The 15,282-nt window shown below is 44.3% G+C and carries 19 protein-coding genes; 11 read left to right on the forward strand and 8 right to left on the reverse strand.

All coding sequences use genetic code 11. The annotated features are described in order from the left end of the window. Positions 1-35: 35 nt before the first annotated feature. Both GJB59_RS18290 and GJB59_RS18295 read right to left on the reverse strand, forming a co-directional pair. Positions 36-1,073 carry a FecCD family ABC transporter permease gene (locus tag GJB59_RS18290; protein WP_142826386.1) on the reverse strand — a complete coding sequence of 346 codons (1,038 nt, stop codon included), beginning with the start codon at positions 1,071-1,073 and terminating at the stop codon, positions 36-38. A gap of 3 nt (positions 1,074-1,076) precedes the next feature. Beyond that, entirely contained in the window at positions 1,077-2,075 is a 999-nt protein-coding gene (locus GJB59_RS18295) for a FecCD family ABC transporter permease (protein WP_142826385.1), read from the reverse strand. Between the two features lie 118 nt (positions 2,076-2,193). Here GJB59_RS18295 and GJB59_RS18300 point away from each other — a divergent pair, with 118 nt between their 5' ends. From GJB59_RS18300 to GJB59_RS18325, 6 genes are all read left to right on the forward strand, one after another. Then, a complete protein-coding gene (locus GJB59_RS18300; RefSeq protein ID WP_142826384.1) occupies positions 2,194-3,141 on the forward strand; it encodes an ABC transporter substrate-binding protein in 948 nt (315 codons plus the stop codon). A gap of 204 nt (positions 3,142-3,345) precedes the next feature. Beyond that, the gene (locus GJB59_RS18305; RefSeq protein ID WP_142826383.1) at positions 3,346-4,590 is read left to right on the forward strand and encodes an MFS transporter; all 1,245 of its coding nucleotides are present in this window, start codon (positions 3,346-3,348) and stop codon (positions 4,588-4,590) included. A 36-nt stretch (positions 4,591-4,626) separates the two neighbouring features. Further along, positions 4,627-5,166, forward strand: coding sequence for a GNAT family N-acetyltransferase (locus tag GJB59_RS18310; RefSeq protein ID WP_142826382.1), 540 nt, complete (start codon positions 4,627-4,629; stop codon positions 5,164-5,166). A gap of 76 nt (positions 5,167-5,242) precedes the next feature. Further along, the gene (locus GJB59_RS18315) at positions 5,243-5,698 is read left to right on the forward strand and encodes a GNAT family N-acetyltransferase (RefSeq protein ID WP_142826381.1); all 456 of its coding nucleotides are present in this window, start codon (positions 5,243-5,245) and stop codon (positions 5,696-5,698) included. Positions 5,699-5,761: 63 nt separating this feature from the next. Further along, positions 5,762-6,037, forward strand: a complete 276-nt coding sequence (locus tag GJB59_RS18320) for an ArsR/SmtB family transcription factor (protein WP_142826380.1) — start codon at positions 5,762-5,764, stop codon at positions 6,035-6,037. Between the two features lie 45 nt (positions 6,038-6,082). Then, complete coding sequence (locus tag GJB59_RS18325; protein WP_142826379.1) at positions 6,083-6,469, forward strand: VOC family protein; 387 nt, start codon at positions 6,083-6,085, stop codon at positions 6,467-6,469. Positions 6,470-6,520: 51 nt separating this feature from the next. Here the strand turns inward: GJB59_RS18325 and GJB59_RS18330 are convergent, their stop codons facing one another. The 4 genes from GJB59_RS18330 to GJB59_RS18345 all read right to left on the reverse strand — a co-directional run bounded on the left by GJB59_RS18330 (position 6,521) and on the right by GJB59_RS18345 (position 10,569). Further along, entirely contained in the window at positions 6,521-7,042 is a 522-nt protein-coding gene (locus GJB59_RS18330) for a GNAT family N-acetyltransferase (protein ID WP_142826378.1), read from the reverse strand. 227 nt (positions 7,043-7,269) lie between these two features. After that, positions 7,270-8,454 (reverse strand): MFS transporter, encoded by a 1,185-nt coding sequence (locus GJB59_RS18335; protein WP_142826377.1) that lies wholly within the window; start codon positions 8,452-8,454, stop codon positions 7,270-7,272. A gap of 75 nt (positions 8,455-8,529) precedes the next feature. Next, entirely contained in the window at positions 8,530-9,108 is a 579-nt protein-coding gene (locus tag GJB59_RS18340) for a TetR/AcrR family transcriptional regulator (protein ID WP_142826376.1), read from the reverse strand. A gap of 660 nt (positions 9,109-9,768) precedes the next feature. Continuing rightward, complete coding sequence (locus GJB59_RS18345) at positions 9,769-10,569, reverse strand: TIGR00266 family protein (protein ID WP_142826375.1); 801 nt, start codon at positions 10,567-10,569, stop codon at positions 9,769-9,771. Positions 10,570-10,686: 117 nt separating this feature from the next. On the opposite strand from GJB59_RS18345, the gene GJB59_RS18350 reads away from it, so the two are divergent. Together GJB59_RS18350 and GJB59_RS18355 are read left to right on the forward strand one after the other, a co-directional pair. Further along, positions 10,687-11,175, forward strand: coding sequence for a cupin domain-containing protein (locus GJB59_RS18350; RefSeq protein ID WP_142826374.1), 489 nt, complete (start codon positions 10,687-10,689; stop codon positions 11,173-11,175). Between the two features lie 76 nt (positions 11,176-11,251). Further along, positions 11,252-11,497, forward strand: a complete 246-nt coding sequence (locus GJB59_RS18355) for a hypothetical protein (protein WP_142826373.1) — start codon at positions 11,252-11,254, stop codon at positions 11,495-11,497. 64 nt (positions 11,498-11,561) lie between these two features. On the opposite strand, the gene GJB59_RS18360 is transcribed toward GJB59_RS18355, so the two are convergent. Then, positions 11,562-12,206: an SDR family oxidoreductase gene (locus GJB59_RS18360; RefSeq protein WP_142826372.1), complete on the reverse strand. Its 645-nt coding sequence runs from the start codon at positions 12,204-12,206 to the stop codon at positions 11,562-11,564. Between the two features lie 193 nt (positions 12,207-12,399). Between GJB59_RS18360 and GJB59_RS18365 the strand changes: the two genes are divergently transcribed. The 3 genes from GJB59_RS18365 to GJB59_RS18375 are packed head-to-tail and all read left to right on the forward strand — an operon-like array spanning position 12,400 to position 14,150. After that, positions 12,400-12,606 carry a hypothetical protein gene (locus tag GJB59_RS18365; protein ID WP_142826371.1) on the forward strand — a complete coding sequence of 69 codons (207 nt, stop codon included), beginning with the start codon at positions 12,400-12,402 and terminating at the stop codon, positions 12,604-12,606. 20 nt (positions 12,607-12,626) lie between these two features. Continuing rightward, positions 12,627-13,637 (forward strand): S66 family peptidase, encoded by a 1,011-nt coding sequence (locus GJB59_RS18370; protein ID WP_142826370.1) that lies wholly within the window; start codon positions 12,627-12,629, stop codon positions 13,635-13,637. Between the two features lie 15 nt (positions 13,638-13,652). Then, positions 13,653-14,150, forward strand: coding sequence for a GNAT family N-acetyltransferase (locus GJB59_RS18375; RefSeq protein WP_142826369.1), 498 nt, complete (start codon positions 13,653-13,655; stop codon positions 14,148-14,150). Between the two features lie 49 nt (positions 14,151-14,199). Here the strand turns inward: GJB59_RS18375 and GJB59_RS18380 are convergent, their stop codons facing one another. Beyond that, complete coding sequence (locus GJB59_RS18380; protein WP_142826368.1) at positions 14,200-15,210, reverse strand: PQQ-dependent sugar dehydrogenase; 1,011 nt, start codon at positions 15,208-15,210, stop codon at positions 14,200-14,202. Positions 15,211-15,282 lie beyond the last annotated feature (72 nt).

Here is a 15,282-nt window from a genome sequence, read left to right on the forward strand (position 1 = left end):
AGACAGATTTTCTGTCCAGTGAGCAGTTTTTTTCTTTATGCCGATTTTCTTTTACGCTCTGTCATTAACAAGTAGATAAAATAAGGGGCGCCAACAGCAGCGGTCCAAACACCTGCAGGCACTTCCATCGGTGCAAATGCTACACGTCCGATCAAATCTGCGATAAGAACCAGCAAAGCACCGATTCCTGCTGAAAACAGCACCATTGATTGAAATTGCGGACCGACGATTCTTCTTGCTATATGAGGGGCAAGTAGACCGATAAATCCAATTCCCCCTGCAAAAGCTACAGCCACGCCTGTAAGTCCGGTGCTCACTAGCAGCAAAATGAGCCGATTCCGCTGGACGTAAGAACCGACGCCAGTTGCGATATCATCCCCGAGTTCAAGTATATTCATTTGCCTTCTCATTAATAGCGAAACACCGATGAGCAAGAGCGCCCATGGTACCAATACATAGATTTGGGACCAGTTGGCCCCGTATATGCTGCCTGTTGTCCAAATTGTCGCTTGGCTCGCCCTGTATATTGGCCCCATAAGCATCCATACCGTAGTTCCTGCCTGCATAAACGCAGAAACCGCAATGCCGATCAGCAACAGCCGAAATGGAGCAAGACCGTTTTTCCACGACAGGAAGAAAACAATCAGTGCGGTAGATGTAGCGCCAAGAAAGGCGAACAATGGCAGCCACTGAATGCTGACAATCAGGGAATTATTTTCATCTGAAAAAATGGCTAAAAACAGCACTACGGAAAAAGATGCGCCTGCTGTAATGCCGATCAAATCGGGTGACGCCAGCGGATTTTTTGTGATTCCTTGAAGAATGGCTCCGGATACGGCAAGCGCCATTCCAACAAAAAGGGCCATGACGATTCGGGGCATCCTGAAGTCCATAACTATTGTTCGATTAAATTCTTCTCCCAAGCCGAAAAGCGCTGCTATCACCTTTAAAGGAGACAATGGAAACTCCCCGGATCCAGCGGATACAACCATTACGGCAAGAACGGCCAGAAAAACTAGCACTGTTGCAAAGAAAGGATGTTGAGCAAAGTTTTTTTTCTTAAAAATTTTCATAGTTTAAATCCCCATCTTTCTGCGTGCCACGTAAATGAAGAAAGGAACCCCGATAAGAGCTGTCATAACTCCGACCGGCAATTCCTGCGGCATTAAGATGTAACGGCTGCTAATATCGGCAAGCAGCAGCAGAACGGCGCCACCCATAGCGGAATATGGAAGAATCCAGCGATGGTCGAGGCCAACCAATGAGCGCACCAAATGAGGAATGACGATTCCGACAAAACCGATAGGGCCGGCAACGGCAACTGCCGCTCCTGCTAAAAATACAGCGCAGACACTGAATAAGAACTTGGTCCACAAGGTTTTTTGACCAAGACCAACGGCCACATCATCGCCCATGCTTAAAACATTCAACTCTTTAGCACGTAAAAAAGCCAGTGAGAGGGCAATTGCTATGTAAGGTAGCGCGGCCGTCATTAAACTCAGCGGCCGATTTGCTACAGATCCCGCAAGCCAAAAAAGTACCTGATCAAGCGCATTTTCATTGAGAACCAGAAGACCTTGCGTTAAGGAGGCAAATAACGCTGAAATTGCTGCACCAGCAAGCACTAATTTAACAGGGGTCAAACCTTCACGTCCGGCATTGCTCAAGATGAATACCATTAGAAAAGCAAACGCTGCTCCTGCAAAACTAAGCCACATATAAGACTGCGAACTTTGGATGGAGAAAAATACAACGCCAGTCACAACAAAAAAACTGGCTCCCGCGTTTACACCGAGAATGCTGGGTGAAGAAAGCGGATTTCTCGTGACGGATTGCATAATGGCGCCAGAAACACCAAGACACGCACCGACAAACGCAGCGATTAAGGCGCGTGGAAACCGGACGTCACGGATGATGATATGTTCGTTTGAACCTGTCTGATTGAAGAAGGCCGAGTAAGCATCGTTCCAGCTTGTATCTGTATAGCCATATACCAGACTGGCACACATCAAAAGCATAATACTGCTGATGCCGACTGCGACTCCCCAACTACGGGTAAAATTGGTGCGTAGCATAAAAGACCTCTTTATATATTTATTTTTTGAACTTCGTTGACAAATAAAATCCTAGCATATAAAGTACTAACTGTAAATGAGTTTCATTCTCAATTAACCAAATAAAGGGAGTAGTAAAATGAAAAAAATTGGTGTATTAGCGATAGCGTTTTTGTTGATATTATTGGCAGCTTGCGGAAGTACGGAAGATGAGACTGTTGCTGGCAACGAGGAAGCGACTGATCAGGAAAGTTACACTGTCACCCATGCAATGGGGGAAACGACGATCGAAGGAGAACCACAACGTGTTGTCATATTGACAAATGAAGGAGTAGAAGCACTTCTGGCCATGGATGTTACACCGGTTGGCGCTGTCGAAGCCTTTACAGGAGATCAATGGTATGAACATGCCGCGGATCAGCTGAAAGATACACAGTCTGTTGGTACCGAAAGCGAGCCATCTTTAGAAGCCATTGCTGCTTTGGAACCTGATTTGATCATCGGAAACAAGATGAGGCAAGAACAAGTCTACGATCAGTTAAGCCAAATTGCGCCTACAGTTTTTGCGGAAAGCTTGCGCGGAGATTGGCAGGAAAATTTTGAACTGTATTCGAAAGCCATTAATAAAGAAGAAGTAGGGCAAGAAAAATTGGCTGAATATAATGAGCGTATCGAAGAGTTGAAAACTTCTTTAGGAGATCAAACACAACAGGAAGTTTCAATCGTCCGATTCATGGCAGGCGATGTACGTATTTACCATAAAGACTCATTTTCTGGTGTAATCTTGGAGCAGCTTGGATTTGCGCGTCCTGAAGAACAAGATTTAGAGGACTTTGCAGAACGCGGCGTAACCAAAGAACGAATCCCGGCAATGGATGGCGATATTCTCTTCTACTTCACTTATGAAACAGGAGATAGCGAAGCGACAAAATTGGAAGAAGAATGGATCAATGATCCTTTATTCCAAAACCTCGAAGTCGCAAAAGCAGATAAAATTTTTAAAGTTGATGATGTAATTTGGAATACAGCGGGTGGTTATCTGGCGGCTAATCTGATGCTCGATGATTTAGAAACGTATTTTGAATAAGAAAGTAAGAATGCCTGCGTTAAGACAGTCCAATACTGTCTGAGCGCAGGCTTTTTCAAAGCAATATGTATAAATGGAATGCAAATTATTCCCATAAATATTTACTTATTATGGTATGCAATCGTGTTATACTGATGATATGTCAGAAAACATACATAAATCACAATAGCGTTTAAAGTTTCCATCGATTGGAGGTATATAGATTTGAAGCCGACTTTGAAAGAATGGAAAAAACCAGCTGTCTTGCTCGGCTCCTTAGGCATTGCCGGTGTCGGAGACTTTGTCTACTTGATCGCCATTAACATCATTGTTTATCAAATGACGGGGTCTGCAGTTGCTGTAGCTGGGTTATGGGTGATCAGCCCCTTGACTAATATAGCGACGAAGTTTTGGACCGGCAGTTTTATTGATTACCGGAGCAAGAAAAAGATAGTATGGGTGACATTCATTTTAAGAGCGGCTTTGATTGCCTTGATTCCTTTCATGCCAAATTTAGCAGGTATTTACGCCATTCTCTTCCTACTAAGCATTGCCAAAGCGTTTTTTGGACCGGCTTCAATGACCTATGTGACGATGCTGGTCCCTTTGCAAAAACGAAAGCGATTCAACTCGCTGCGGTCCTTCACTTCTTCTGGTGCTTTTATCATCGGGCCCGCAATCGGAGGTTCACTTATTCTAATGACCAATATCTATGTGACTTTATGGCTAAACGCCAGTTTCTTCCTGATTGCGGCCCTTCTTTTGGCCTTATTGCCGGAAACAGAAAAAAAACAGCAGGAAAAGATGCCTGCTTTGACGTTCCCACAAGTTGCAAAAGACTTTACGGTCGTATTGGATTTTATGGCAGAAAAGAAATATGTCTCTCTCATGTATGTGGGATTTTTGATAGTTATGATGTTTTCTTTTGCCATGGATGTCCAGGAAGTGGTTTTCATCCAAGAGGTGATCGGATTGTCCGAAGTGGATTACAGCCTGCTCATTAGTATCACAGGCATCGGGTCAGTGTGTGGTGCGCTGTTGCTCGCCATATTTGCCAATAAGATTTCCATCCGCAACATGATCGTCACCGGTTTGCTGATGATGACGGCAGGTTATGTTATCTATGCGTTTTCCTGGTCGTTTGCATCGGTTACGATAGGTTTTGTCATCCTAGGGTTCTTTAACGTTTTTCTGAATGCAGGAATTGCGACATTCTATCAAAACAATGTTCCTGTAGCCGTCATGGGAAGAGTGACGAGCATCTTTGGGTTGATTCAAAGTATTTTCCAGATTTTTTTCATTCTGGCGATCGGTTTCTTGGCAGACTGGATCTCATTAAAACTGACGATCGGCTCTCTTGCGGTCATCATGCTGATCACGGCTTTGCTGTATTCCATCGCTGTATTGAATCCGAAGCATTCTAAATGGTATGAAGAGGATGAGGAGTTAATTAAAGAGAAGTTTGCCTAATGTAGGCTGATAACAGAAAGGTAGGCATGATGGCTAATGGAGATAGACCAGCTAGATTTTTCCTCATTCCTTATACGGACGGCACACCTAAACGATGCTCACAACTTAGTTGAACTAAGGCTGCAGGTAGATGGGGAAACCGAAAATCTTGACAGGGAAAAAGGCGAAGCATACATAGATGAAGAGGGTTTTCGAAGCTTGATTGAAAAGGATGGGGCGAGTGGAAACAGCCTTTTTTTAGTCGCCGAGGAAAATGGACAGCTCGTTGCATTTTCCAGGTGTGCTGGAAGTGATTTAAAGAGGACTTTGCATCAAACTGAATTTGGCATCGCGGTGGTGAAAGCGTTTTGGGACCATGGAATTGGGCAAAACCTGCTAACTGAATCTATTCGATGGGCAGACGAGGTTGGCATCAGCAAGATAAGCTTGAAGGTTCTAGAAACCAACATTAAAGCAATCAACTTGTATAAAAAATACGGCTTTGAAGTAGAGGGGATTTTAAAGAAAGATAAACTTCTATCTGATGGCAACTACTATAATACGGTTTTGATGGGTAGGATAAATGAAAACACATAGGGGATTTTGCATTTAGAACTATACTTCTATAAGAAGTTATAACGTTGCATGCAAGAAGGTTAGTAGAGGTGTAAAAGTGGAAATAGAAACTGGACGGTTAAAGATGATTTCATGTGACAGCGAATCGATCCGACTGATGAAGGACCAAAAGTATGAGAATGGCCCACAAGCAGCCAACCATGTAAAGGCACTTCTGGACGATCCATCTATAGATGGATGGGGAAGCTGGCTTGTGCTTCGAAAATCTGACGGTGTAATACTTGGAGATGCAGGTTTTAAAGGAAAGCCAAATCCCGAGAAACAAGTTGAAATCGGCTATGGCTTCCTTGAATGTTATTGGGGAATGGGCTATGCGACAGAAGCAGTCGAAGGGCTTTTGGACTGCGCATTTAAAGCGAATATGGTTGAAAAAGTAGTGGCAGAAACAGACCGAAACAACTCTGTATCTATTCGCGTGCTGAAAAAAGTGGGAATGGAAGAAACAAATGAACATGCAGACATGATTTATTGGCAATTAATCAGGCAGCGATAGGACCGGATATCCGGTCCTTAATTATTCTTGACATGCAACTATATGGTTGCTTATAATGGGGATATGAAGAATAAAGACGCAGTATTCAAAGCACTCAGTGACTCGACACGGCGGTTAATATTGGACGAACTGTCCGAACGCAATGAAATGACTCTGTATGAATTGACGGTTCGCCTGATTACGAAACACCATCTTGCAATTACCAGGCAGGCAATCGCTAAGCACCTCTCCATACTGGATGAAGCGGGGCTGGTAAAGTCTACAAAAAAGGGGAAGTACCGGGTGCTGACTTTCAATAAGGAACCTTTGGAAAACTTGCTGGAAGGCTGGATCAGGTAAGTAAAGGAGTAAGCGAACTAGCTTTAATAAAGGAGGCATATCAGAATGAACATTATTGTGACCAGCTTATTTGTTGAAAATCAGGATAAGGCTTTGGAGTTTTATTCGGGAACGCTTGGCTTTGTGAAAAAGCACGATATACCGATGGGAGAATTCAGGTGGATCACTGTTGTTTCACCGGACCATCAACAGGGAACAGAGCTTGTGCTAGAACCGAACGTCCATCCAGCAGCTAGGGAGTATCAACAGAAAATTTTTGCGGAAGGTGTTCCCGCTACTATGTTTGGGGTGGAAGATGTTCAAAAAGAGTTCGAACGATTACTCGAACATGGTGTAAGCTTCACCATAGAGCCAACAGAAATGGGCAATGTTAAAATAGCTGTATTCGATGATACATGCGGCAATTTAATTCAAATTGCGCAAATGCTTTAAACGCACCAAAAAAACCGTTCTTCAGCTGAAGAACGGTTTTTTTGCAGCGATTTATAGTTTCTCCAAAACGTCATTTAGATTTCCCCATTCATATATCAACTCGTTCAGTGATTTTTCATCCCAGTTTATTTGGACAGTGTTCACCAGCTTCGCGCCATAATGTTCATAAAAATATCGTGTTTTATTGTCTTCCAGTACCTCTACGAAGATTCGGTTATAACCCAATCTTTTGAAATGAAGGAACAGCTCTTTCAACAGCATTTTTCCAATGCCTTGTCCCTGGTATTCCTCAAATAAATAAATGGAAGTCAAATCACCAGATCTGTCCACCGTATTGGTGTCTCTTTTTGAAGCTGTGCCAAAGCCGACGATGTCGCCGCTATCAGTTTCTGCCACAACCACATACTCATCTTTTTCTCCAATGTTGTTTTCCCATAACGTTGTCCGTTTATCATAAGACAAACTATCGAGATAACTGTTTGAAAAGATGCCTTTATAAGTCGTTCTCCAGCTATCTACGTGAACTTTTGCGACGGCGGAAGCATCATCTACTGTAGCTTTTCTAATATGCATCGTTTCATCCTTCCTGATTTTGTATGATTTAATAAATAATAACATACCTCCAATGCCTCAATAGTGCGTAGAGCTAGACCTTATTGAAAAAACTAAAAAAATATTTCAGCTTTAACGCACAAAAACCAACGGATTTGAATGTGAAAAAGAGGCTGCTGGAATTGAGCATTTCAAATCCAGCAGCCTCTTTAATTTGTTTTGACTAAAACACTTCGGGAAACACAAAGTCATATAATTGTTGCTTTTCCTTCTGAAAACGCAGGTCTTTTCCATACGTACGTCAAGGCAATGCCCACCGCTAAAACGACGGTGGCAAAATAGAACGGATAGTTCAAATCAATATCGAACAAGATGCCGCCAATGATCGGACCGAAAATATTGCCGATGCTCGTAAACATGGAGTTCATGCCCCCGGCAAATCCCTGCTCGTTTCCGGCAATTCGCGACAGATAGGTGGTGACAGCAGGACGCATTAAGTCAAAACCGACAAATACCACCATCGTGACCAGCAGAATCGACCAGTAGCTGGTAACCATCGTCATAGCGAATACAAGGACGGTTGAAACCAGTAAACTGTAGCGGATCAGACGGATTTCACCAAGCCATTGCGTCAGCCGGTTAAACAAGCCAATTTGGAAAATCACTCCGACAATGGCGCCGAGTGAAATGACAATGGCAATGTCTTTCGCGGTAAAGCTGAACTTATGGTCAACAAATAATGCAAACAACGACTCAAATGCCGCCAATCCGAATGATGAAATGAGGATGACCATAAAGGCGATAAAGTACATTGGAGAAAAAACCCTTTTAAATCCTGATTTTGGCAGAGGCTGATGTTTTTCTTCCACTTCGTAATTCCGTTCCGGTTCTGTCAGAGTGATGAGCGACAAAATGGTCGCAAACAAACCGAAAGCAGCTGCAAAGAAAAATGGAAGCCGGGTGCCAATATCGGCCAGGAAGCCGCCGATTCCCGGTCCGATAATAAAGCCGGTGGATATTGCTGCAGACATATAGCCTAATGCCTTTGGCCGTGTACTGCTGGTTGTGATGTCCGCTATATAAGCGGTGACTGCCGGCATGATAAAAGCGGCGCTAATTCCTCCCAAAATGCGTGAAAAGAACAGGATTTCCACAGTTTGCCCGAGACCGAAGAGCAGTTCGGAGATGCTGAAGATGAGCAGCCCGATGATGATCATCGGCTTGCGGCCAAAGCTGTCCACCAATCGGCCGGCAATAGGTGAAACAATGAGCTGAGCCAGAGCAAAAGCGGAAACCATATACCCGACGACGGTTCCGGAAATGCCTAACTCGTTCATTATGGTTGGAGTGACTGGAATGACAAGCCCAATCCCTAAAAATGCAATAAATAGATTAAGCAGCAAGGTTGAAAGAACTAATTTGTTTGTTTTCATGTGGTGATCTCCTTATGGCAATCGTGCCTGGTGAATACTGAAAAAATTGTTGAAGTGACAAGAATCTTTCAAATCTTATCGAATCAAGCCACGCCAAAAAATGGGCCAAACAGCTTGAAGCCGCTGATTGTATTTTTCCATTCCGCTATAAACTAATTCATTCATGACTCCTTCGGTGATTGTCAAATAAGCCAAAGCCGCATTTGAAAAATCCTCGGAATGGAAAACCTTTTCATGGCGGTGCCTTTCACGCAGCAAACGGGTGAGATGGCGATGCATTGTATCAAAAAAAGGATTGAATAATTTCCCGACTTCTGTTTCCAATTTCAGTGGTGGGAAATAGGCAACTCGTATGATAAATTTCATGCGTTCGTTGTCGCGGCTTTCTTTTGCGAGCCATTCAAAATACCCGAGCAACAGCGATTCCAAAGGCTCTTCCCGCATGGAATTAAAGTAAGCAGCCAATTGTGCTTTTAATGTATGGAGTGAATACTGTACAGCCGACAGGAATAAATCATCCTTGCCTTTGTAATGGGCATATATCGATGGTTTTTTTATGCCTACTTCGTCAGCAATTTTGCTGAGTGAAGCACCTTCATAGCCTTCTTTGGCAAAATGGCTGACTGCAGTTTGGAGTATAAGATTTGACTTCATAGTTTCACCTTCCTAACGGTCGTTAGGTTATATTCTCATATACACATTAGTTTGTCAATCCTTACAAATGGGCCCAATTTTTGAAAATGCCCACAACCTATATGCGTTGAACTAAAGAAACTGGCTTTCACCCGACGCTTCGGACGCTCTGGGCATGGCACCCGCAAGAAGCCAGGAAAAGAACACCTGTCTTCTTGCTTTGCCTAGCCCTTGGATGCGCCGGCGCTAAGAAATCGATTGAATTCAAAGCAAGTCTCTGTTTTTCTACTGTAATCATAAAGATATGAAGCAAATCAGTGGAGACTCCCAAGGGAGCAGCGCAGCGATGCAGCGGCATACAAGAAATCCACTCGCACGTTTAGCCCGAGTCCGTTTTGAGCTTGGCAGCAGACACCGCGACGTCCTATCACACCGGCTGCATGACTGCATCCAGTTGGCCAGAAAGCGGAGCTGATTTGCGGAATATCAGCACGCGAGAAACATTAGTTCAACTTATATAGATCCGTTACTTTTTAGATGATTCGTTGAAGAAGTAGATTCACAAATAAAACAGAAAAAACGTCCACTCCAAACCTGTTAAAGGATGGAGTGGACGTTTGTTATTTAAATTTCACGATTTTACCTTTATGCAGTACATCAACCAATTGTGCTTCTAAAAAGTTATCTTCCTCCCAAAATGTCAAACAATCCACCTGCTGCACTGCCTTCACCTTGAGATCGTCCGGCAGGGTTTTGTGGAGCCGCCGCAAATACGCGGCTGGCCAAGCGGCTGAAAGGCATTGACTGGATCCAGACACTGCCCGGACCACGCAATGTGGCAAAGAATAGACCTTCACCGCCGAACAAGGCAGTCTTGATGCCAGGAACCGTTTCGATATTGTAATCGACATCCCCGGTCATGGCGACCAAGCAGCCGGTGTCAACGCGTAGGACTTCACCTTTTTGCAGATTTTTGCGGTAAATTGTGCCGCCAGCGTGGACAAAAGCCAGCCCGTCGCCTTCCAGTTTCTGCATGATAAAACCCTCGCCGCCAAAAAATCCGGCTCCGAGTTTGCGCTGGAATTCAATGCCGATGGAAACTCCTTTGGCCGCTGCCAGGAATGAATCTTTTTGGCAGATGATTTTGCCGTTCAGCATGCTCAAGTCCATCGGAATAATCTTGCCGGGATAGGGCGCTGCGAAAGACACATGGCGTTTGCCGGTTCCTTTATTGGTAAATGCCGTCATGAATAGACTCTCACCTGTAATAACACGTTTACCGGCACTCATCAGTTTGCCCATCAATCCGCTGCCACCAGAACTTTTAGACCCGTCTCCAAAAATCGTTTCCATACTAATGCCATCTTCCATCATCATCAACGCGCCTGCTTCTGCAATCACAGTTTCAGAAGGGTCTAGTTCCACTTCCACAAACTGCATATCATCCCCGTGCAGTTTAAAGTCGATTTCGTGATTATTCATCCTTATTCCTCCTCGGTCAAAACGGTATTTTTGATATATAATGGATACGTCTAAAGAGATAGAAAGTTTCATTAATTTATAGCTGTAAAAAATTAATTAGAAATGGAGAGGGAAGCGATGAATGCAGAAGATTGGATCACTCATTTGGATATGGCAGCACATCCGGAAGGCGGGTACTTTAAACAGTCTTTCGTTTCGCCCGAAAAAATCCGCCTAACGACACATCCAGCAGAGCGGAACTTGTACACCAGCATTTACTTTTTGCTGCGCTCACAGGACATTTCCCATTTCCACCGGCTGAAATCAGATGAGCTGTGGTATTTTCATATGGGCAGCGCTGTTACAGTGCATATTTTGGATGCGGAGGGAAATTACCGGGCTGAAAAGTTAGGGCTGGATTTGACTGCAGGAGAACGTCCGCAGGTGCTGGTCGAAAAAGGCAGCATTTTCGGTTCGACAGTGGACGCAGAAGATACATTTTCATTGGTGGGCTGCATGGTTTCACCGGGCTTTGACTTTGCTGATTTCGAATTATTGCGGCAGGCTGAACTGCTCCTACGCTATCCTGAACAGGAAAAGATCATCAAGAAGCTTGCTTACGAATAAATTCCCCGTACTCTATCGGACGCTAGGGAAAAATGCTAGACTTATGGAAGACAAAGCAAAAGGGTGAGGGAGAAAAATGGGGAGTCTTTTATTGATTTTGATTATTGCCGTGGCGATTTTTGTGGGAGTTGCGTCCAAGAAATATTACGATAAGCCGTACATTGTGAATTTTGGCATCGCTCTTATGATGGCTCTATTGGTTATCCAGACATTCCAAATGACACCGATTGGCGGGCTTGGCTATGCGGCAATCGCTTTGTGTTCGGTTGCGTTTGTATTTCAGTTGGTGTTGGGTATTAAAAACATGAAAACAGTATCATAAGCAAAGAAAAACAAGCCACTAATTAATTTAGTGGCTTGTTTTTCATAGCATGTAATTAAGATGGTTAAAGTTGATTAAGTGCATCCTCTATATTGTCATCACCTGATACAATTTCAAAAGTCTTATTGAAGACATGTTCATTTGCAAGAGAATGAAACAGCACACGTGCCACATCTTCACGTGGAATTTCACCGGAATCGAGATTCTCAGTTGCTAAAATCTTGCCAGTCCCCGAATCGTTGGTCAACAAGCCAGGCCGGATAATCGTATAGACCAAGCCACTGGCCCGCAAAATGTTATCAGCGTGGTGCTTGGCGACATAATAATAGGCCATGTCTTCTTTCCACATTTCCCTTTTATCGGCATTGATGGCACTGATCATTAGAAAGCGTTCAGTTCCGGTTTGTTCAGCTGCTTCAATGGTTTTTGCTGCACCATCCAAATCAATAAGCAACGTTTTATCAGCACCTGTCGCACCGCCGCTGCCGGCTGCAAATACGACGGCATCGCAGTCTGCCATGGCATCTGCAATTTCCTCGACACTGCCTTCTAGGCTTGTCAAAACCGATTCGACGCCTAAACCATTGAAAAAACTGATTTGCTCTTCTTTGCGGATCATCGCTTTTGGTGTATGGTCTTCGCTGTCTGCCAGCATTTTTACAAAATGACGTCCAATTTGTCCATTTGCCCCTACTACCAACACTTTCATCCCAATCAGCCCCTCATATTTTTTCTGTTCTTACCCATCATATACCCTGAGAAGCCCATTTCAAGCCCGGCCCTTCTTTGTTTATTCTGAAAAATGACAATTAGGAGAAAAGGGGACTATATTCTCAAGTTAAGTTTAGTATAATGGTAGATATCTTAATGATTTTACTGCAACCGATTCTAGGAGGAACAAAATGGACCAGCTAAGCGAAACTAAGACGATGAGCCACACTAAAACGACAGCAAGAAAAGAAACACCGCCTGATTTTTCGCAATTCAAAGGCGAAAGATTGGATAAGGAGCCGAGCCGTATTCTTGAATTGCTGGGCTATCTGGTTTGGTTCTGTGCCGGAGCCGGAATATTACTGGCCATGATTTATTCACTATTTTATTTTGTTTAAACTAAAAGGGGGACTTATGGATGATTCGTTATCCTGCTACTACCTTTAAAACAATTGGCATAACCGCTCCATCTTCAGGAGTGGGTACCGAACAGCACAGTGTATTGGAACAGGCGATTGCCCGTCAAGAGCAGAACGGTTTCAATATAGTGGCAGGTGAAACAGCTTGGACGCAGGAATTTGCCAAGTCAGCTCCTGCTAAAAAACGTGCGGATGAATTTATGGAAATGATGAACAATCCGGAAATCGATGTAATTATTCCTCCTTGGGGCGGCGAATTGCTTATTGAAACCTTGGAGTACATGGATTTTACGAAGATGCAGCCTAAATGGGTGCTTGGGTATTCGGATCTCAGTGTTTTGTTGTTTGCCATTACCTTAAAAACGGGAATTGCCACAGCACATGGCACCAATATCGTGGACTTGCGCGGCGAAAAAAGCGATGAAACGACCGGACGCTGGCTATCGGTATTAAAAACGGCCGCAGGCGAAACGGTTGCCCAACAGTCGTCATCACTTTATCAGAAAGAATGGAACCATTTGGATCCGTCGCCAGTAGTTTTTCATTTAACGGAGCCGACCAGCTGGAAAACCGTTTCGGGATCAGCAGAAACTTTCTCGGGACGCCTTTTGGGCGGATGCATAGACGTGATTCGAAACTTGACCGGAACACCCTTCGGTGACGTACAGGCATTCCGGGATCAGCACATTCCCGGTGAACAGGTCATCTGGTACTTGGAAAATTGCGAAATGTCTGTTGCAGATCTGAAAAGGTCGCTGACAGGAATGAAATATGCAGGCTGGTTCGAAAATTGTTCCGGCATAGTCTTCGGTCGAAGTGCGGCGAACAATCCGGTCGAGGGCTATACGGTTGAACGGATGTATCAGGATTTGGCTGAAGATTTAAATCTTCCGATCGCTTATGATATTGATCTAGGGCATGTGCCGCCGCAGATTACATTTGTCAATGGTGCTTATGCGGAAATACAGGTTGCAGATGGCAAAGGAACCGTCATTCAGGAATTCAAATAAAAAGGATGTCTGCTCATGGAGATTCGAAAGTTGGACGTTAAAGATGCACAGGTTTATTACGATTTGCGCATCGAAGCGCTAAAGGACAGTCCTGACGCATTCGCCACGAGACTGGAAGATGCCATCAAAAGACCAGTGGACAAAACGGCGAAAAACTTAGCGCTGAAACATGCCGCCACGTTTGGCGCTTTTAAAGACGGCAACCTGCTCGGCAATGTAACGCTTGTCCGCAATACAGCACCCAAGCTGGATCACCGGGCATCTGTCGTAGCAGTTTACGTGACGCCAAGTGCCAGAGACAATGGACTGGCCGGCCGGTTGATGAAAGAACTGCTTCAATATGCCTCAAACTGGCAAGGACTGGAACGATTGGATTTAATGGTAGCCAGTAAAAATCTGCCAGCCATCGCGCTTTACGAACAACTGGGTTTTGAAAAATACGGAACGGAAATAAATTCTATGAAAACACCAGAAAAATACATTGATGAAAATTTAATGGTGAAATTTCTTTAGCATCAGTTTAAGAAAAAAGGTGTATTGGATGGCTCCAATACACCTTTTGTTATTCATTCAATTTATAGAGGTGGTCGTCTCCATCTGCAGGCGTTCCGCGCCCATCTGTGTTATTGGTGATAAAATAGAGAGAGTCGCCATCTGAAAAGACATCCCGTACGCGGCCGAAGCCTTCGATCGATTCCAGCACTTCGGCATTTTCAGGATCCAGTACTTTAATAGCGGTTCCGCGAAGTGCCGCCACGTATAGAGAGCCGTCATGCATGTCAATACCGCTCGGAGCCCAGGTATCGTCAGGACCGGTAGTGAAGAACGGCGATTCCATGCCTTCTTCGGACTCATCGCCTTCAATGGTTGGCCAGCCATAATTATGGCTCTCTTCTATAATATTGATTTCATCATTAGCAGATTGGCCGTGCTCGGATGCATACATGGTGTCTCCATCCCAGGCAATGCCCTGCGGATTGCGGTGTCCGTGTGAAAAAATTTCAAATTCATTGGAGCTGTTGAGCTTTAGGATTTTGCCGTTGACCGAACCTAAATCCTGTGCAAGATCGGGTGTAGAAGCGTCCCCGATGGTTGCAAAGAGGGTGCCTTCTGCATCCAGTTCCAGGCGTCCGCCATGATGGACGTTGCCTGTTGGGATTCCTTCAAGCAAAACATCGTTTTCCTGCCATCGCCCATCTTCCAAAACGAGCGAGACAATTTTGTTGTAATCATTGCCTTCACTTTCGTAGACATAGTATCCATAGGCTTCCTGGCTTTCTTCAAAATCCTGCTTTAACACAAAGCCTAAAAACCCGGCTTCAGAAGCACCGGAAAGTGCATCGGAAAAATTGACTTCTTGGCGTGTCAAAGTTCCCTCTTCATCTATGTAGGCAACTTGTCCCGTACGCTCTGAAATATAGAACTCATCGCCCGTTTTATTGATTGCCCAAGGCGCATCAAGCCCTGTCGCAATCGCTTCAAAAGGCGCAGTTGCTTCGTCTGGATTTGGTGCAGCATTGTTGCAGCCTGCCAGCAGCAATAGTGAAAATGAGGGGATTAGTATTTTTTTCACGAGAAAACCTCCTTTTTTCCATCTTAATAGAATCGTTGACCAATAGGAAATATTACAGATAAAGGAGGTGAT

The sequence above is a fragment of the Planococcus soli genome (assembly GCF_016881065.1).
GTDB classification, from domain to species: Bacteria; Bacillota; Bacilli; order Bacillales_A; family Planococcaceae; genus Planococcus; species Planococcus soli.